The 17,362-nt window shown below is 63.7% G+C and carries 18 protein-coding genes; 12 read left to right on the top strand and 6 right to left on the bottom strand.

Features of this window, described 5'->3' with window-relative positions; genetic code table 11:
* Positions 1-172 precede the first annotated feature (172 nt).
* Positions 173-931 (top strand): DUF6928 family protein, encoded by a 759-nt coding sequence (locus tag LMU33_RS28805; RefSeq protein ID WP_228623540.1) that lies wholly within the window; start codon positions 173-175, stop codon positions 929-931.
* A gap of 335 nt (positions 932-1,266) precedes the next feature.
* Here LMU33_RS28805 and LMU33_RS28810 read toward each other — a convergent pair whose 3' ends face one another.
* Complete coding sequence (locus LMU33_RS28810; protein ID WP_228623541.1) at positions 1,267-2,079, bottom strand: hypothetical protein; 813 nt, start codon at positions 2,077-2,079, stop codon at positions 1,267-1,269.
* 405 nt (positions 2,080-2,484) lie between these two features.
* On the opposite strand from LMU33_RS28810, the gene LMU33_RS42090 reads away from it, so the two are divergent.
* Both LMU33_RS42090 and LMU33_RS28815 read left to right on the top strand, forming a co-directional pair.
* A complete protein-coding gene (locus LMU33_RS42090; RefSeq protein WP_372478071.1) occupies positions 2,485-3,003 on the top strand; it encodes an HIRAN domain-containing protein in 519 nt (172 codons plus the stop codon).
* A gap of 445 nt (positions 3,004-3,448) precedes the next feature.
* The gene (locus tag LMU33_RS28815) at positions 3,449-3,859 is read left to right on the top strand and encodes an HNH endonuclease (protein ID WP_228623542.1); all 411 of its coding nucleotides are present in this window, start codon (positions 3,449-3,451) and stop codon (positions 3,857-3,859) included.
* A gap of 182 nt (positions 3,860-4,041) precedes the next feature.
* Here LMU33_RS28815 and LMU33_RS28820 read toward each other — a convergent pair whose 3' ends face one another.
* The 3 genes from LMU33_RS28820 to LMU33_RS28830 all read right to left on the bottom strand — a co-directional run bounded on the left by LMU33_RS28820 (position 4,042) and on the right by LMU33_RS28830 (position 9,900).
* A complete protein-coding gene (locus LMU33_RS28820) occupies positions 4,042-7,080 on the bottom strand; it encodes a tetratricopeptide repeat protein (RefSeq protein WP_228623543.1) in 3,039 nt (1,012 codons plus the stop codon).
* 427 nt (positions 7,081-7,507) lie between these two features.
* Positions 7,508-8,800 (bottom strand): serine/threonine-protein kinase, encoded by a 1,293-nt coding sequence (locus LMU33_RS28825; RefSeq protein WP_228623544.1) that lies wholly within the window; start codon positions 8,798-8,800, stop codon positions 7,508-7,510.
* Between the two features lie 452 nt (positions 8,801-9,252).
* Positions 9,253-9,900: a hypothetical protein gene (locus tag LMU33_RS28830; RefSeq protein WP_228623545.1), complete on the bottom strand. Its 648-nt coding sequence runs from the start codon at positions 9,898-9,900 to the stop codon at positions 9,253-9,255.
* Between the two features lie 255 nt (positions 9,901-10,155).
* On the opposite strand from LMU33_RS28830, the gene LMU33_RS28835 reads away from it, so the two are divergent.
* The 4 genes from LMU33_RS28835 (at position 10,156) to LMU33_RS28850 (ending at position 12,956) form a co-directional block, all read left to right on the top strand.
* Positions 10,156-10,665 carry a DUF4365 domain-containing protein gene (locus tag LMU33_RS28835; protein ID WP_228623546.1) on the top strand — a complete coding sequence of 170 codons (510 nt, stop codon included), beginning with the start codon at positions 10,156-10,158 and terminating at the stop codon, positions 10,663-10,665.
* Positions 10,666-10,721: 56 nt separating this feature from the next.
* Positions 10,722-11,807, top strand: coding sequence for a hypothetical protein (locus LMU33_RS28840; protein WP_228623547.1), 1,086 nt, complete (start codon positions 10,722-10,724; stop codon positions 11,805-11,807).
* A gap of 121 nt (positions 11,808-11,928) precedes the next feature.
* Positions 11,929-12,375, top strand: coding sequence for a winged helix-turn-helix domain-containing protein (locus LMU33_RS28845; RefSeq protein WP_228623548.1), 447 nt, complete (start codon positions 11,929-11,931; stop codon positions 12,373-12,375).
* A gap of 11 nt (positions 12,376-12,386) precedes the next feature.
* A complete protein-coding gene (locus LMU33_RS28850) occupies positions 12,387-12,956 on the top strand; it encodes an HD domain-containing protein (protein ID WP_228623549.1) in 570 nt (189 codons plus the stop codon).
* On the opposite strand, the gene LMU33_RS28855 is transcribed toward LMU33_RS28850, so the two are convergent.
* Together LMU33_RS28855 and LMU33_RS28860 are read right to left on the bottom strand one after the other, a co-directional pair.
* Positions 12,944-13,417 (bottom strand): NUDIX domain-containing protein, encoded by a 474-nt coding sequence (locus tag LMU33_RS28855; RefSeq protein ID WP_228623550.1) that lies wholly within the window; start codon positions 13,415-13,417, stop codon positions 12,944-12,946. The two genes, LMU33_RS28850 and LMU33_RS28855, sit on opposite strands and share 13 nt — an antisense overlap.
* A complete protein-coding gene (locus tag LMU33_RS28860) occupies positions 13,417-14,184 on the bottom strand; it encodes a helix-turn-helix domain-containing protein (RefSeq protein ID WP_228623551.1) in 768 nt (255 codons plus the stop codon). The genes LMU33_RS28855 and LMU33_RS28860 overlap by 1 nt, the downstream gene beginning before the upstream one ends.
* A gap of 515 nt (positions 14,185-14,699) precedes the next feature.
* On the opposite strand from LMU33_RS28860, the gene LMU33_RS28865 reads away from it, so the two are divergent.
* The 5 genes from LMU33_RS28865 (at position 14,700) to LMU33_RS28885 (ending at position 17,362) form a co-directional block, all read left to right on the top strand.
* Entirely contained in the window at positions 14,700-14,873 is a 174-nt protein-coding gene (locus LMU33_RS28865; protein WP_228623552.1) for a hypothetical protein, read from the top strand.
* Between the two features lie 158 nt (positions 14,874-15,031).
* Positions 15,032-15,319, top strand: a complete 288-nt coding sequence (locus tag LMU33_RS28870; RefSeq protein ID WP_228623553.1) for a hypothetical protein — start codon at positions 15,032-15,034, stop codon at positions 15,317-15,319.
* Entirely contained in the window at positions 15,316-15,975 is a 660-nt protein-coding gene (locus LMU33_RS28875) for a GGDEF domain-containing protein (protein ID WP_228623554.1), read from the top strand. The genes LMU33_RS28870 and LMU33_RS28875 overlap by 4 nt, the downstream gene beginning before the upstream one ends.
* Positions 15,976-16,025: 50 nt before the next feature.
* Entirely contained in the window at positions 16,026-16,955 is a 930-nt protein-coding gene (locus LMU33_RS28880; RefSeq protein WP_228623652.1) for a DUF2637 domain-containing protein, read from the top strand.
* Positions 16,955-17,362 (top strand): RRQRL motif-containing zinc-binding protein, encoded by a 408-nt coding sequence (locus LMU33_RS28885; protein ID WP_228623555.1) that lies wholly within the window; start codon positions 16,955-16,957, stop codon positions 17,360-17,362. Before LMU33_RS28880 ends, LMU33_RS28885 begins: the two co-directional genes overlap by 1 nt.

The raw sequence follows: 17,362 nt of genomic DNA on the forward strand, positions 1-17,362 counted from the left end.
CTCTGAAATGCTCAGATGCCGTGGGCTTCTGTCGTTGTCGGTCGGCGTCGGGCAACCTCGCACGGCCCGGGGACGGCCCAGCTCGGCAGCCGGGCTGAGTAAGCCTCCTCCGTTGTCAGTGCGTGCGGCTATGGTGCGTTCGCCATCGAGGGCGACGCTCTGGGGAGGGGCTTTGGGAGCCAAGACGGGATTGCTGGTGTACGCGGACGGCGACGTGCCGGAGCTGCTCCGACAGGTGGGTGTGGCGGACCTTGACCGGACGACCGCCATGATGCGGCGGCTCTATCCGGGCTGCGAGATCGAGGAGCGTGGGGGCTCAGATCTCTGGGACGGCGTCTACCCCCCGAAGGGAACGGCGTACGCGGCCAGCTGGCCGGGCGTGGACGTCATCGGCGACCAGAGGGTGATGATCGACGCACCCTCCCAGCTCCCGGAACACCTCGTGGCGGCAAGCGCCGGCCGACGACTCGTCCTGCACGCGATGCACAGCGTCGTCGACTGGCTGGCGTTCGCCGTCTGGGAGGACGGGCGCCTCGTCCGCTCCGTGAGCCTGTCCCCGGACAGCGGCATCATCGAGAACATCGGCGAACCGCTCCCCTTCGAGCTGCCCTACTGGGCCGGAGACCGCCCGGCCGACATCGTCCCCTGGCCCGACGAAGAGGAAGAGCCCTACCCCCTGCCCTTTCACCCCCTGGACCTGGGCGAGGACGCGTTGCGTGCGCTCTGCGGCTTCATCCAGGAAGGCCGTCCGCAACCCGATGATGTCGACGCGGAGGCCGTCGAGTTGTACGGATTCCATGTGCAAGACCCACATGGGCCCGATCGTGCCGAGCAGGAAGCGGCACTACGGAGGGCGGTTGAAGCGATGCCGGCGCCGCGCGTCTACACGCTGGGGCCTGACGGCTCGTTGATCGAGCGCGATGGCCTGTAGCTCAGCTCAGCCACAACTGATCACGCGCGGCCGGGACCTGCGGCCGCCTAAACGATCACCGTCCTGACCTGCTGTCGAGCTGTCGTCGGTTGTCGACGTTGGTCACCATTGAGCGCCCTTCCACGGCCCGCGGACGGCGCGGGAGGGCGCTCGTGCGTGAGCACCGCATTAGGAGAGAGGCTGGGGAATCTCATCGGTGACCTGCGATTTCAGCGGCTGAGCTAGGGGGCATGGATGTACCCTCTCGTTTCCGCTGGTGACCGTGACTGACTCCTGCATCTGGCACGCCTGTGGCACGGACCGGGCTCTTCCTCCCAAGGATGCGTCGGAGCCGCTCAGCGGTCGAGATCTGACAGATCCGTCTGATGACCATTGAGCCAAGTAGGTGCCTCGGCGCGCTGCTCGGGAAGCGCGCGCGTGCCGTGCTGAGGGAATCTTTCCCCGTCAGGGTCAAGAAAATTGATCAGTTGGACCAGTGCGTGCTGGACCCTGATCAGCCTCGACTCACTGTAGTACTCGTCACCTAGGTGTCGAATGGACTCCTCCAGAGAGGTGAACCAGTCGGCAAAATCCCGGTCGGCATCAAGGCGGCGGCAAAAATCAACGTAGCCGATGCAGCCTTGTTTTTCCCCGTCGGCCCATATAACCAACTCGCCGAGCGCTCGTTGTTCTCCACGAAAAAGGCGAAATCCGTTACCGCGGTTGGTGTCCGAACTGAAATGGCCGGAGACTTCGTGAAGAAGTTCCATAACCTTGCGGTTGTACTCTTGCTCTCCCAAGTCTAGGAATTGAATTCGCTGCCTGAGTATTTCCACCCAGCCAAAATACTGCGCGAACACATAAAGTGTGTTGCGTAGGGCGTATTTACGCTCCCTCGGGGTTCCCTCCTTGTAGTAAAAAGTGAGAAACCCGGACTCGCTGCGGGCGATATTGTATATCCGAGATTGGAGTTCGAAGGCGGCCCACAAGAGCGGATCGCGGACGCGACCCATGACGTCCTGGCGGGCTACTTTCCGAGAGAGCGCCGCAGTCTGACGTTCTAATTCTGCAGCGAAAAGTGTCTGCCGCCGACTGGCCCGCGCGCTCATGGCGATGCTCGCTAAGGCCACAGCACCCGAGACCACAGCAACCAAAAGGTCAGTACTCATGATAGGGACGATACGCGGCTACCTTGAACGAGGAGATGAGTTTCGCCTTCATGGTCCACGACCACCCGCTTCAACCATCGCACTGACCGGAGCCAGGCATGCCCTGCGGGCTTTGGGGCCACCCCCGGCCCGAGCATGGAGCAGAGGACGCGTTGGGACGTGGCTGCGCGACCTCTTCGTCCCGAAGCAACTTGCGCTCGGCCTCTGCCTTGGGACGGGGTGCCTCGCACCTCGGCGGATGGTCCGCAGGCGTCCGCGCTTGTTCGCGGGTGTTCGTCGGCGTTGTCACGCAGTTAGACACTCAGCGAGGGCAACGGTTCTGCGTTCCAACAGTCTTCATGCGAAAGGCTCACCCCCGCCCGGCTCCGTGGAAGGCTACGGTGATTCCGTGAACAAGGGGGACTCATGTATGTGCCATCAGAGGGGCCCGCAGACCGCTTTGTACCACCGCCCGGGGGCCTGCACCGACTCCACCTCGTTGAGTACCAAGGTGGATTGCGTCTCTGCGAGGACGCTACGGGCCTCCTCGTCGGTCCAACCGATCGACGGCTGCAGCGCGCCGGACTCTACGTCACGAACCTACGTGGTCTGACGTACTACCAAGCGGCGGCAAGACAGGCTGACCTGCGCCCGGGCCAGCCGTTGCGCTTGGTGCCTGAGCCTGACAACCCCCACGACGCCTATGCTGTAGCGGTCTACCCAAGCCAGGGCAACGGCCCGATCGGGTACATCAATAAGCAGAAAGCTCGTGCTTGGTCCCGAGTGATCGCCGAGGGAGCGCAACTCTCGGCAGTGAGCCTGCGGGGGACGGGGCCGGGAGTGAAGCGCGAGGCGGTGGCGGTTCTGGCTGCCGAACCGAGGGTGATCGCCCACCTTCTATCGCCGCGGCCCTCGTCGCTCCCTCTGCCGGCGTTCCTCCAGTAGCGATCGCCTATCACCGCTCAACGCCTCAGCTTGGGAAGCTAAGGTCTTCTGGCGGAAGTTGCTGCACTGAGCTGCGGCGAAGTGGCGAAGCGGCCTGGCTGACGGCCGGCTTGGTCCCCGCCATTCCCCGTGGTTCCCCGCACGATCTAGCACGGCCTCGGTCGGTTGCGGCCGCGCGGTCGTTGACCAACTGCTTAGAAGATGCGGGCGGACCTTGGGGGCGTGGCTCGTCGGCGCCCTGGCAGTACCGAGTTGAGCTGTTCAGTGCCGTTGCCGTCCGCCGTCGTTGCCGTCAGCACTGCCGTCACTGCCGTTGGCCTCAGCTTCTGTGAGCACCGTCCAGATCCGCCCATCTCGGACGGCCCCAGTACGGCGCGGCGTCTCGTTCTATTGCGAGGAGGCCGCACGCAGCGGGTGGACAAAGCACTTCAGCGTGTACTGCGACATGCGAGACGCTCAGACGATGGACCACCTCCTCCCGTCCGCTGATGGTGGGGCAGACGACATCTCGAACCTGGTGCCAGCCTGCTACGACTGCAACAGCCGGAAGCAAGGCCGTAACCCGGTGAACTGGTATCTCGGCGTGATGATGAAGGGCAACTGGTCCGGCGACGGGTCGCTACGCGCCGGTGGCGGAAGCCAGGATTTGAGCCTGAGGGACCTGTCCCTTACTGCGCATACGGCTGTCCTTGGGTGGCTTGATCACCTCGATACGGTGACAGCCGAGGTCAACGACGCTGATCGCATCTCCTGGTTCATCGACCGGTACTACGGCCTCGGCTGGCCTTCTGGCCAGACGTTCAACGGCCCCTCGATGTATGCCGTCCTCCGTGAACAGTTAAGGCAGCGCTGGTGACTGGCGTAAAGAAGTGACTGCGGAGTCTCGGCCAGCTGATGTGGGTGGCGTACCGAGCTAACATCGGCACGTGGGTTCGGGCCCGATCCCGAACCTGTGGCGTGCATTAGGAGAGCGCCTGATCACGTGGCCGCCCGCTCGCCCGGCGAAGCGGCAAGTCACTGGGCAGATGGCAGTGCCCCTCATTGATCTCGCGCTTGCATCAGCGTAGTTCGATACTCAGCGATCTTCGGATGCTCGGGCTCCAAGATGCGTTGCGCTTCAGCGAGGTTCTCTTCATAGAGTTCGATAGCTCGTGAAAGGTCACCTGCGGCTTGGCGGGCACCTGCGAGGCTGTTGCGGCTGGTGAGGGTGGCGGGGTGGTCGGCACCCAGGATGCGTTCTCGGTCGGCGACCACCCGTTCCAACAGATCGATCGCTTCCTGAACTCGGCCCGCCTCGCGGTACGTCTCTGCCAGGTTGTTGCGGCTGGTGAGGGTGGCGGGGTGGTCGGCACCCAGGATGCGTTCCCGGTCGGCGACCACCCGTTCCAACAGATCGATCGCTTCCTGAACTCGGCCCGCCTCGCGGTACGCGTGGGCCAAGTTGTGGCGGCTGATGAGGGTGGCCTTGTGCTCCGTGCCCAGGCTGCGCTCTCGGTCGGCGACCACCCGTTCCAATAGGTTGATCGCCTCCTGCGCTCGGCCCGCCTCGCGGTAGACATAAGCCAGATTGTTGCGGCTGGTGAGGGTGGCTTTGTGCTCCGTGCCGAGGGTGCGCTCTCGGTCGGCGACCACCCGTTCCAGGAGGGCGATCGCCTCTTGGTATCGGCCCGCCTCGCGATACGCGTAGGCCAGACCGTTGAGGCCGTTAAGAGTGTTCTTGTGTTCCCTGCCGAGGAGGCGCTCTTGGTTGGTGGCCACCCGTTCCAGGAGGACGATCGCCGCCTGGGGACGACCCGCTTCCGCGTGAGCGGTTGCAAGGCCTACTCGGCCGGTGAAGGTAGTGGGGTGATTGGGTCCCAGGATGCGTTCTCGGTCGGCGACCACCCGTTCCAACAGATCGATCGCTTCCTGAACTCGGCCCGCCTCGCGGTATGCGTTTGCCAGGCTGTTGCGGCTGGTGAGGGTGGCGGGGTGGTCGGGGCCCTGGATGCGCTCTCGGTCGGCGGCCACCCGTTCCAGGAGGGCGATCGCCTCTTGAAGCCGGCCCGCCTCGCCATACGCGTTTGCCAGGCTGTTGCGGCTGGTGAGGGTGGCGGGGTGGTCGGGGCCCTGGATGCGCTCTCGGTCGGCGGCCACCCGTTCCAGGAGGGCGATCGCATCTTGAAGCCGGCCCGCCTCGCCATACGCGTTTGCCAGGTGGTTGCGGCTGGTGAGGGTGGCGGGGTGGTGGGGGCCCTGGATGCGCTCTCGGTCGGCGACCACGTGTTCCAGCTGATCGATTGCCTCTTGAACTCGGCCCGCCTCGCGGTATGCGTTTGCCAGGTCGTTGCGGCTGGTGAGGGTGGCGGGGTGGTGGGGGCCCTGGATGCGCTCTCGGTCGGCGACCACGTGTTCCAGCTGATCGATTGCCTCTTGAACTCGGCCCGCCTCGCGGTATGCGTTTGCCAGGCTGTTGCGGCTGGTGAGGGTGGCGGGGTGGTCGGGTCCCAGGATGCGCTCGTGATCGGCGACCACCCGTTCCAGGAGGGCGATCGCCTCCTGAAGCCGGCCCGCCTCGTCATACGCGTTTGCCAGGTCGTTGCGGCTCGTGAGGGTCGCCTTGTGCGTCGTACCGAAGATGCGCTTTCGGTCGGCGACCACCCGTTCCAGGAGGGCGATTGCCTCTTGAAGCCGGCCCACTTCGCGGTATGTGTTTGCCAGGTTGTTGCGGCTGGTGAGGGTGGCGGGGTGGTCGGGTCCCAGGATGCGCTCGTGATCGGCGACCACCCGTTCCAGGAGGGCGATCGCCTCCTGCAGCCGGCCCGCCTCGCGGTACGCCATTGCCAGGTTGTTGCGACTGATGAGGGTGGCTGGGGGGATGGATCCCAGGTTGCGCTCTCGGTCGGCGACCACCCGTTCCAGGAGGGCGATCGCCTCCTGCAGCCGGCCCGCCTCGCGGTACGCGACTGCCAGGTCGTTGCGGCTCGTGAGGGTCGCCTTGTGCGTCGTACCGAAGATGCGCTTTCGGTCGGCGACCACCCGTTCCAGGAGGGCGATTGCCTCTTGAAGCCGGCCCGCCTCGCGGTATGCGTTTGCCAGGTGGTTGCGGCTGGTGAGGGTGGCGGGGTGGTCGGCTCCCAGGATGCGCTCTCGGTCGGCGACCACCCGTTCCAGGAGGGCGATCGCCTCCTGAAGCCGGCCCGCCTCGCCATACGCGTTTGCCAGGTGGTTGCGGCTGGTGAGGGTGGCGGGGTGGTCGGGTCCCAGGATGCGCTCCCGGTCGGCGACCACCCTTTCCAACAGATCGATCGCCTCCTGCAGCCGGCCCGCCTCGCGGAATGTGTTTGCCAGGTTGTTGCGGCTGGTGAGGGTGGCGGGGTGGTCGGGGCCCTGGATGCGCTCTCGGTCGGCGGCCACCCGTTCCAGGAGGGCGATCGCCACTTGGAATCGGCCCGCCTCGCGGTATGCATAGGCCAGGTTGTTGCGGCTGGTGAGGGTGGCGGGGTGGTCGGGTCCCAGGATGCGCTCCCGGTCGGCGACCACCCTTTCCAACAGATCGATCGCCTCCTGCAGCCGGCCCGCCTCGCGGTATGTGTTTGCCAGGTTATTCCGGCTGGCCAGCGTGGATGGGTGGTCGTCTCCTAGAGTACGAGCCTGGTCGAAAATAGTACGTTCCCACACATTAATTGCTTCTAGCGGTCGATCTACTTGCGCATAGGTGTAGGCAAGGTTATTAAGGCTAGTGAGCGTGGCGGCATCCTGAGGGCCTAGGGCGAGTTCCCGATCCGCGACTACATGCTCTAGGAGTTCGACGGCTTCACGCATTCTCCCGGCTTGCACGTAAGTAGAAGCGACGTTGTCCTGCAAGCTGAGAGTCTTGGGGTCGGCAAATCCAAAGCTTTCGCGGGCCTGTTGCGACGCCTGCTGATACAGCTCCACAGCCTCAGAGGTGGAACCTTGATCGCGAAGAACGTTCGCCAACGCGGCCTTGGTCCCAATCACATCTGGACTATCGATGCCTAGGAATCGCTGCTGGTCGGAGAGTACCGAACGCAGCTTTTCTTCCGACATCAGTAGTTGAGCGGATTCGGCACGCAAAAATAGGACACTCGGGTGATGCTCTCCGAGAATAGGAAGCAATTGTTCAATTCTACGAGAGACTTGCTCAGCGCGCGCTTCACGGTCAGCCGACCGGACAGGTGCGAGCGATCGAGCTAGATGTTCATCCGCTGTGCGTCCTCGCCCCATCGCGTTCCCACCGCACAAGGTCGCGTCGCCACTCGCTCGGAAGCCGTACGACGGGCGTGCCACCTGCATCACGGACTGGCTCCGCTCCGGCCTCCCGGTGGCGGAGGTGGCGCGGCGCGCCGGCACCTCCCCGGAGGTCATCGACCGCCACTACGCGGGCCTGGTCGACAACAGCGAGGAGGAGAACAACAGGAAAATCGAAAAAACTATGGGATGGGGTGCGGCAACAACCTGACCCTTAGCGCCGCGGGGCTCTGGCCTGGCCAGAGCCCTGTTCCTAGTCCAAAGCCCTAAGGATTGAGCGGTGCAGTGAATAGCGCCGCAGATATGACGCCATAAAAATGGCGCACGCTGGATTGTTGCGAAGCATCTCCACTACGTAAGAGATCTCTTCAGGTGCGGTGAGGCGTGAAACCTCGCGAGAAAATACCTCACCCACGTAAAATCGGTTGTGGGTGGTGCCTACGATCATGATGCGTTCCAGGCTCAGATATCGAACCGTCTTGTTATGTTCGGCTGCCACCAAGACGCGAGCGAAGAAGTCGGCGATGTCATCGGTGTAAGCAAATGGGTGCCCGCCCTCACAATATTCGTCGTAAGTGCGCACCATGCGTTCGAACTCAAGAGGATAATCGGCTGCCATCTGTGCGAGGAGTTCTTGTGGCAGCGATGGCGTGAATTCCTTGATGAAGATCTCATCATCTGCTGAATCGAGCAGTAGCCCGAGGAGAGCGTCAACGGCCTTCGTGTCGCCGTCGAGTGCCTTCGCCTTCAGCTCATTCGCTTGTGCAGTAGGAGAAGCAAGCTCAGCTTGCGGTGCTGTGATTAGTTCCAGCTCACGCCGGAGCTCGGCTACCGATTGATATCGCTCGTCTGGCTCCTCAGCGATGCATCTACTGATCACGTAGCGAAACTTGACGTCGAGCCGGCTCATTCGTGCGCGAGGAAAAGGCACTTCGCCTGTTAGGCAGTGATACAGGATCTGGCCAATTGAATAGATGCCGGCCGTCTCTGCCACGTCGTGGGCGTTGTCGAACTGTTCCGGAGCCATGTAGGCGATTGAACCGACCGCACTGTTTGCCCGGGTGATGGTTGTGCTTTCTGAGGTGACGAGTCGGCACAGCCCGAAGTCGGAGATAACCCATCGCCCATCCAGAAAGAGCAGATTAGCTGGCTTCAGGTCGCGATGTAGGACGCCCTGCTGGTGAGCGTACTCAAGGGCGTACAAGACGTCTGTGATGATGCCTATGGATTCCTCTTCGTGAATGGGCCCGTACTCCAGCTGATCCTGAAGTGATCCTTCAGCTAGAGGCATGGCGAAGAACGGTTTTTCCCGCCTCAAGTTCATCGCAATGATGGGCATAATGCCGGGGTGCTTCAGCATGGATTGGTAGCGGGCTTCTCGCTCGAAGCGTCTGCGATCCTCGGACCCGGGTGACATGTCGAGGGTGTCGAGCGGAAACTTCATCACAACCTCGTCGCCGGTTTCGAGGTTGGCGGCTCGCCAGACGGCCCCGTACCCGCCGCCCGGCATCCGTTCGATCTTCCTGAACCTGACTCGATCCGCCACGGCCCCTCCCGCTTTGACGACTTTCGGGAGTGTAGGACGGCCTGGTACCGCCAGGGGGAGCACTTGCGATAGGGGCCGCCGGGATGTACGGGGGAGCGGAAGCGGCCCACGCACTCCTCACGCACAACCAGTGAGAGAGAGTGAGAAAGGGCGGGAGTCAGTGAGACTGACTCCCGCCCTCTTCTCTCGGCATCCGCCCTGGTCAGCGCTTGATTTCTGCTGTTCCTAGGCGAGTGCCCCCGGCAGGATTCGAACCTGCGCACACGGCTCCGGAGGGCATGCCTAGGTGCACTTCCGCATCGCCTCTGACCTGCCAATTCGCGCCACGGCAGCCCTGTTGAGGTAGAGGTCTATCGCGTACCGTGCGCACGGCCCATGCCGCAGGCTCTGAGACCAGCTGAGCTCTCCCACCGCCGAGAAGCCGCCGGTCCGTGTCCCACGCAGCGGCCTCATCACTTCGCTTCGCTTTCCTGCTCCTTCAAGGCGTCATCCAGGGTGGGAGTTTCTGCCCGCTTGCGATTATCGAGGGTTGCCTCAAATTCTTTGTACATCGCAGCCTGGTGTTTGCGGGCCTTCAAGTAGAACATTGGGCGACTTTGCACTTCTTGCCCATTGGTTAGAGTCACGCGAACTCGGAACAAGAGCGCTCTCGCTACCCACTTATTGGGCCGCGCCATGGTAGTGAAGCTCTCGTCAAGTACCCATCTCGATCCGCTAAAGGGGGCGATCTTCTTCTTGTCTTCGCCGTCAAGGAAAGAAACCCGGCTGTGATAGGCGAAGTTGAGGAAGTTTGCAAACATGTCCTCCTTCCAGAGGAGCGACCCCAACAGAGCCATGAAGACCATGACCGGGTAAATCTGTACCGTCTCTACTTCGACGCTTGCTGAACTGCGATTTCGTACATGTACGTGCAGATAACTGCGCCACCTGTTCCGGTCTTCCGCCAAGAGGGCTTCACGGGGCTGGTACGGCTGAAGCTCGAAACTTAGCTTTAGGCGAGGACCCCCACGTCGGTAAGTAGCGGCAGAGACGAACATGTTGATCATCGTGAAGGCGGCACTGGCGCTGGAGACGATGATCGCGACGGCGGCGAGCGACATGAGATGAGTGTGCCTAACTTCCCAGGGTCGCTCGGTGGATTTGAGGAACCTCAGCGGCTGCCCGTCGTGAGAGCAAAGATCCGCGACGTTGGCTCGGTTGAGCCGCTGCCGGCGCAAGACCGCCGGTTCTACGACTTCACAATGGCGGATGAAATGGAGCATTTAAGGGCAAAAAGGCATGTTTAGATCGCGGAGTGTCAGGTTGGTCGATCTGATGCCCTGACAGATCGCGAGCCGAGCCTCATCATGTACGGCATGACTGTGCCTCTCCAGCGCGAAGGTTCTGAGAGTCCTTCGATTGCCACGTTGAGCCCTAATGGCGCTAAAGGGCGTTTCGGTGTGGCATACGTGCGGTCGATAGTCAGTCAGGCTGGGGTGGGTTTTACGGAGACATCTCCGGACGAAGACGTGCTTGCCGTGGATGGTAGTGTCGACTTCGCCATTGCTCCGGCGCGTATCCAGATCAAGTGCTCTTCGAGGTTCTCGATAGCTGGCACCACTGCTACATGGCACTCTGAGTTCCATTGGCGTGAAAGGTGGTCCGCATGCGCCCTGCCGGTTTACTTCATTCTCGTCATCCTCGACTTTGACGACAGGGTGGACTGGATTGACCACCAATTATCTGGAACCCACCAGAAGGCGGCCGCTTTTTGGGTGAGGGTCAATCGGCTCGGTTCTGATCAAAAGATTCATATTCCAAAATCACAGCGACTAACGGTGGATTCGCTCCAGGTTTGGGCGCGGGAGGTGGAGGAATGCTTCTGAATCCGTCACAAGTGCGTGTGCCTTCTCTTCGGCAAATTCGGGCTTACATGCGGCATATGGGCTGGGTCGCCCAGACGCCCGGAAGTGCAGGCACACTGTGGCTGCGCGATCAGTCGAAAGTCGGGATTCCTAACGTTGCAGTGAATGACCGGGAGATAGCTCACGGGGTTCTCAAGCGACTCGCCTATATCGAGCAGGAGTCGGAAGAGAAGTTGGCGTTGCGCATCCGGCATCACCTCATGGATGTCGCTTTCTTGCGTGCCGCGAAAGATTATAGAATTACGGACACCATTCCGTTTGAGGCTGCAGCCACAGTAATCGGGTCGACTCGGAAGCTGCTACGAGCTTCGGGTACTACGGCTTGGCGAGAGCAGAGCGAAATTGGCGGCAATTACACTCGGCGCGGTGATCAAGTTTTAAAGAGTGCGCGAATGGATCACACGTTGGAAGGGTCCTTTGTTATTCCGGTCCTGATCCCGCTAACCGAGCCGACGGAGAGGGCTGTTCCGGAACCTCGTTCAGAGAACCTTGAGCTCTTCACGTCTGCACCTGAACCGTTTGAGCGGCGTGTGACGCGGACTCTGGCGCAAGCCATACTTGCCGTCCGTGAGATCATCGTTCAGCCTGAGCGCTCGCCGACAATGCGGGACTTGCATGACGTTGTTCAGCGGGGAGTTAGTCGGGAGTTCTGCACCGCTTTGGCTAATATTCTGGCCGAGCCAGCGGTTGGTGAATTTGAAACACGATTCGAGTGGGCTGAAGCGGTCCCTGTAGCAGCCACTATGCCGCAATCGGTGGCAATTGAGAGTGATGCTCAGGAAAAGATTACTCAAGCCGCCGAGAGGTTGAAGCGTGGTCGCATTGATACGCGCTCCACCTTCTCTGGAGACATCGTGGAGCTTCGCCACGTCTCCGGTGATCCTTTTGGGTATATTGTTGTTTCGACTATTCGGCGCGGGCGACGATCTGAGATTAGGATTCGTCTTCCATTTGACCAGTACTTGGAGGCGGTTGCTTGGCATCGGGCTCAAAGGGTCGTCATCATTGAGGGTGAGGTCACACTGGGGTCGGGGCGACGCCTTGCCGTTGAGACCCCAATTAGTTGTCGACCCATCGATGAGATCCTCTTGCCTGTTGAGTAGCGTCGTATGGGGACGCACTAAACGCGTGGTACGAGCCTCAACGACCGTCGAGCCGCCGTGGGATGCTGGAGTCATTCGCCCATCATGGGAGACGTCGGAAGGCTGAGGAAGGGGAGCCCACGTGCCGCAGGCAAGCCCGCGGGGTACGTACTTGCAGGTCTCTGAGTCGCTGCGCCAGCAGATCGAGTCGGGGGACATTGGCGATGCCTTGCCGTCAGAGGCCGCTCTGATGAGCTCCCACGGGGTCTCCCGCAACACCGTCCGCCGTGCTCTCAAAGTGCTTGAAGCCGACGGGGTTGTTTCCTCGGCTCCCGGCATCGGATGGCGGGTTGTCCGGGGAGGCGACCGGCGCTCCCTCGCAGAGAAGATGACAGACCTTATCGCCGAGGATTCGCTCACGGCGGGCGCCGCGTACCCGTCCGAGGCAAAGCTGTGCGAGCGCTTCGGCGCATCCCGTACTGCCGTACGTCGTGTCCTGGCTCAGATGGAGGGGAACGGCCTGCTCGCCACTGTTCACGGCAAGGGACGAACCGTGCGCGCTCTCCCGACGTCAACCGTCCAGCCGTAGTCTTGGCCGCCATGGGACTGACTGAGTGGGCGTACTCGCTCTCCGAATCGCTGCTGTCCGATCCGCTCCCGCGCCGGTGGGCGCACTCGCTGGGGGTCGCCAAACGAGCCCGCTCTTTGGGCTCGGTCCTGGGCGACGATGCCGAGTTGCTGGAAGCTGCCGCGGTACTGCATGACATCGGGTACTCGCCGGCCATCGCCACGACCGGCTTTCACCCGCTGGACGGCGCACGCTTCCTCCGAGAGCAGGAAAAGGCAGACGAGCGGGTCGTTCGTCTCGTGGCTCACCACTCGTGCGCCCTGTTGGAAGCCGAGGAACGTGGGCTGAGGCAGGAGCTGGAGGGGGAGTTCGAGCTAGAGCGTCCGGACCTGGTCGACGCCCTGCTGTTCTGCGACATGACCACGACGCCCGACGGGACGCAGACAACGCCGGCCGAGCGGCTGGACGAGATCGTGCAGCGGTACGGTCCGGACACGATCGTCGGGCGGTTCATTCAGCGCGCGGCCCCCGAGATCCACGCAGCGGCGAAGCGTGTTGAGGGCCGGTTGGCGCAGGTTTCTGCCGAGGGTCAGCCGATGTAGGGCTCGCGTCGCGATTCGTCGAGACCATGCCGGATGCGCAGCATCATCGACGGGTGGATATCCAGTCCGTCGAGGTCCGCTGGGTCAACCCAGCGGACCTCCTTTGACTCGCTGCTCGTACGCAGGGAACCGCCGATGGGGTGGGCTCGGAAGCAGATGGAGAACTGTTGCCGGACTTCCCCGTCGTCATACGCCAGCACGTGTTCAGGGTCGGTGTAGAGGCCCACGATGCTGTCTACCTCAACGTCAATGCCGGTCTCTTCCGCGACCTCGCGGACGACGGTGTCACCGATGTGCTCGCCGATGTCGTGGCCACCGCCGGGTAGTGCCCACAGATCGTTGTCCGTCTTGTGGATGAGCAGCAACCGCCCCGCGTCGTCTCGGACGACCGCGGTAACCGAGGGCACCACCGAGTTGGCCTGAGGGGCGTTCGGGTCGCGGAAGTAGTCGATGCGGCTCATCAGGCAGTGCCTTCCCAATTGGCGGGTGAAGAGATCGGACGGGCCGATTCCCAGACCTTCTCAACGCTCTCAGCGTATGCGTCGAAGAGTTCACCGCCGGGCACGCGCCGCAGGTGCAGCACGGGGGCCATGTAGGCGCCCACACCGTAGAGGTGCCCGTTTGCCAGCATCTCGTCATCGGCCCTGTAGATCGAGTTGTAGAGGGTCGTCCCGTGCAACCGGAATTCCACCCCGGGCAGGCCGAAGAGCGGGCCGTAGTTGATGAGGGCGTTCCGGATCTTGCCTGCCATCGCTGCGCCGATGCCTTCGTCCTCGCCGCGCACCGCCACGGCTGGCGACGTGGGCTCTCCCAGGATGAAGCGGATAGGCACTCCGTCGGCTGACTTCTCTTTCACGATACGGTGGAACGACGCGTCTTCCGTGAGCCAGAACCCGGAGTACACCAGCAGGTCAAACTGACGAGTCGCCTTGGAGTAGAGGTTCGTCCAGAGGGTCTGCATCACGACGGACCGGTGTGGATAGAGCCTGACCAACTCCGCGTTGCCGGCGGCCGCGACCTCAGCTGACGTGCGTTCGTCCGGCCACAGGTACGACACTTCGCACTTCAACAGCGAGGCTGTTGCGAACTGGAACCGGCGATATGGCTTGCGCTCAGGTTCGTTGATCCATCGTTCGACCGTCTTGGCCGCGACTCCGAGCCGTTGGGCGACCTCATCGAGCGTCAGGCCCAAGTCCACTATCGCGCCGCGCAGTCGCTCGTTCGCCACACCAACCTCCGACTTCCTAGGACGACTTGGTTCGACTTCACGGTAGCCAAGGACGACCTGAGCCGTACATCCGCGAAGTCGAGCGTCGCCGCCGCCGACGCCAGTCTGTAGGTACATCGAGCGCGAGGGGCTCGCAGCACTCAAACAGCCGAAGGGCTTGACGATGCGAACCCTTCTCTGCAAGATGAGGAACACGTAATACATGTTCCTCTCGTCGGTCGCGTCAGCGAACCGAACGAGCGCACGATCAGGAGCCCCGCGTTGGACGGGGGGAGGGCACCGGACAGTCGCCTGTTTCAGGCGATCCCTTGGCAGTCCGGATGGCAGACCGAAAGGTCAGGTCTCTGCCTACAACGGGGCCCTAGCGAGCTGTTCCTTGATCCGGCAGCCGCGTCCCCGAACGAGACCACTCATCCGCCGCAGTTGCCTGCGGCCGGTTGCCTCCTCCGCTCGTCTCGTACGAGCGGGGCTGAGGGGAGCCGGAACACCCCCTCCACTACTTCCTTGGAGAAGCCATGCGCCGGATCACGAACCCCAAGCACCCCAACGTCCACCAGGTTGGAACGGACGTCCAGTACGAGGGTGAGCCGCACCGGATCACGGACGTCGGTGGCAGCTACTTCACCCTCGTCCGCCTCCGCGACGGATACGGCAAGAACGTCAAGATCCGTGAGGTCAACGGTCAGTAGCACCATCGCCCCGGCATCGAGCCGTGAGGGCGTCGGATCGAATCCGGCCCGGGGCACTACCCCGCCGCACGCGCGGCCCGGGGTGCTCATCCGGGGCGGTCGTCTCTCGCCAAAGACCACGACCGCCCCGGCATCCCTTCGATGCCAGGAGAACCGCCATGCGTACGTACATCGGCCAGCAACAGGCCATCTCTGCCGAGGACTTCGCGGAACTCGCACTCGGTACCCCGGTTGAGCTGTGGCTCGGAGTCGAGGGCGAGAGCGACGAAGATCGCGCGGCCCGCGAGGACGCGGCGCGCGACATCCTCGCCGACAACCCGAACTTTCCCGATGACCTGGTCCGCATCGCGGCGCAGGTCATCGAGGAAAACCCGGACCTGTTCGACGTCGTCCCCTTGGTCCGCCCCGCCCGCCGACGCGCGGCACGCAAGGGGGCTGCGGCATGAGTGAGCTGCTGTTTGCCGCTGCGGCCGGACTGCCGATGGCGGCCGGTTGGTCGCTGCACGCGTTGCGCCTGCGCCACCGTATCGAGGCCGCGCGCCGTGACCCTCTGACCGGTCTGTGGACGCGGGATCCGTTCACCGAGCGCGCTGAACGCCGCATACTCAGCCGGTTCCGGCCGGTCGCGGTCTACCTGGTCGACCTCAACAGGTTCAAGGAGATCAATGACACCCACGGGCATGCCGCGGGGGACGCGGTCATCCGCGCCACCGGTGAGCGGCTCGCGGCGTGGGCCGTCGACCACTCTGCAGTAGTGGGACGGCTGGGCGGGGATGAGTTCGCCGCCATCGCTCCCGTCTACAGCCACGGCCATCTGAGCGAGACCCTCCACCGGCTCTCCGATTCGCTGGAACAGCCCGTAGAGGCGGCCGGTCAAGTCCTGGAGGTCAGTGCCTCCATCGGTGCCGTCGGCGCCAATCCGCGTACCAAGCGGGTGGAGTTGTCCGAGCTGCTGCGGCTCGCGGATGAGCAGATGTACCGGGCGAAGCGCTGTGCGGTGCCATGGTCGAACGCGCTGAGCCTGGAGAAGCAGTGCCCGACGGTCCACGGCCGCCGCGCCGGCCGCTCAGGTACGCACGGTGGGACGGAGGCCGCGGCGTGACCACCACCCCGCCCCCCGCCTCCGGGGTGCCCCCGCTGACGATGCCCGAGATGGGGCTTGCCGGTATCGGCGCGCTCGCCGCGGCCGGCGTCGGCGCGCTCGGTCTGGTCTCCTCCTTTGACGCGGTGTCGGCCGCCGCGGCGAGCTGGGGATTCTCCGCTCCGTGGATGTTGCCTGTCGGTATCGACGTGGCTATCCCGGTGTTCACCGTCGCCAACCTGCTCCTGATCCGGATGGACATGGCGCTCGCCTGGGTGCGGTTCGTGCCCTGGGTCCTCACCCTCATCACGTGTGGGCTGAACATCGCGGCCGGACACTCCCTGTCGGCACAGGTCGCGCACGGCACGATGCCGCTGCTGTGGGTGGTGTTCTCCGAGATCGGTGCGCACGTCTACGCCGTGCGGATCGGTGCGGTCACCGGCCGCCGCATGGAGAAGATCCGGTTCTCCCGTTGGCTGCTCGCGTTCCCCTCCACGTTCGCGCTGTGGCGCCGTATGACGTTGTGGGAGGTCACCTCCTACTCCGAGGCGCTGGCGAGGGAGAAGGAGCGGCAGTTGGCGCGCGCGGACCTGCGCGAGCGCTACGGCCGCAAGTGGCGGAGGAGCACCCCTCGGCGCGAACGCGTGCTGCTGCGCATGGGCGACCTGGCCCCCGCAACCGAGCAGGAGACCCCCGCACAGCCCCCGGCGGAGACTCCGCCAGCACCCTCGGTCGACGCCAGGCCGCGCCCGCGACGGCGGACCCCCGCCAAGGCCAAGGCACAACGCACCTTCGAAGAGCTGCTGACCGAGGCGCGCACGGTCACCAGGGAATGGACCGAGGCGGAGCTGACCGCCGACCGGCTCCGCACCACGCTGCACGTCTCGCAGGCCAACGCCCGCACGCTGCGCGACACCCTGAAGAGCGAGCGCGCCGACGGTAGCCCGCTGCACTCCGTGGACGATGCGGAGGGCGAGGAGTCCGAGGTTGAGGCCGCCTGATGCCCGCGGCAATCAGCAAGTGCTACGACCCGGCCGGCAGCCAGTACCGCATCCCTACCTACCCGTGGCGCTACGCCCCCGACGGGCTCGCCACGCGCCGTCAGCTGCGCGCCCGCGGCTTACGTCCGGGCGGTCAGCCGATCGCGGCTCAGGTGCTGCGCCCGCGCCACCGACGCGGCCCGCTGGTCGCGTACCTCTACCGCATCGACCGCGCCAAGCCCGTGCGGCCGATGACGCCCGGCAAGCGAGCCGCGCTCGCCAAAGCGATGTGCAGCCGCCGCACCTGCCCGCGGTGCCGCAACGACGCGGGATACGTCATCCCGACCTCGATCGGCATGTGCGTGCCCTGTGCCTTCCCCGACACCTCCACCCCCGCTCCCGTCCACGACACCCCGAGGAGGGGCTGA

Origin of the sequence: Streptomyces barringtoniae, assembly GCF_020819595.1 — a bacterium.
GTDB classification, from domain to species: Bacteria; Actinomycetota; Actinomycetes; order Streptomycetales; family Streptomycetaceae; genus Streptomyces; species Streptomyces barringtoniae.

Coding starts and splice junctions, on each gene's coding strand:
- LMU33_RS28810 (WP_228623541.1), bottom strand. CDS start 2,079: ATGAGTACTGACCTTTTGGTTGCTGTGGTCTCGGGTGCTGTGGCCTTA.
- LMU33_RS42090 (WP_372478071.1), top strand. CDS start 2,485: ATGTATGTGCCATCAGAGGGGCCCGCAGACCGCTTTGTACCACCGCCC.
- LMU33_RS28815 (WP_228623542.1), top strand. CDS start 3,449: ATGCGAGACGCTCAGACGATGGACCACCTCCTCCCGTCCGCTGATGGT.
- LMU33_RS28830 (WP_228623545.1), bottom strand. CDS start 9,900: ATGTCGCTCGCCGCCGTCGCGATCATCGTCTCCAGCGCCAGTGCCGCC.
- LMU33_RS28835 (WP_228623546.1), top strand. CDS start 10,156: ATGACTGTGCCTCTCCAGCGCGAAGGTTCTGAGAGTCCTTCGATTGCC.
- LMU33_RS28840 (WP_228623547.1), top strand. CDS start 10,722: ATGGGCTGGGTCGCCCAGACGCCCGGAAGTGCAGGCACACTGTGGCTG.
- LMU33_RS28850 (WP_228623549.1), top strand. CDS start 12,387: ATGGGACTGACTGAGTGGGCGTACTCGCTCTCCGAATCGCTGCTGTCC.
- LMU33_RS28855 (WP_228623550.1), bottom strand. CDS start 13,417: ATGAGCCGCATCGACTACTTCCGCGACCCGAACGCCCCTCAGGCCAAC.
- LMU33_RS28865 (WP_228623552.1), top strand. CDS start 14,700: ATGCGCCGGATCACGAACCCCAAGCACCCCAACGTCCACCAGGTTGGA.
- LMU33_RS28870 (WP_228623553.1), top strand. CDS start 15,032: ATGCGTACGTACATCGGCCAGCAACAGGCCATCTCTGCCGAGGACTTC.
- LMU33_RS28875 (WP_228623554.1), top strand. CDS start 15,316: ATGAGTGAGCTGCTGTTTGCCGCTGCGGCCGGACTGCCGATGGCGGCC.
- LMU33_RS28880 (WP_228623652.1), top strand. CDS start 16,026: ATGGGGCTTGCCGGTATCGGCGCGCTCGCCGCGGCCGGCGTCGGCGCG.
- LMU33_RS28885 (WP_228623555.1), top strand. CDS start 16,955: ATGCCCGCGGCAATCAGCAAGTGCTACGACCCGGCCGGCAGCCAGTAC.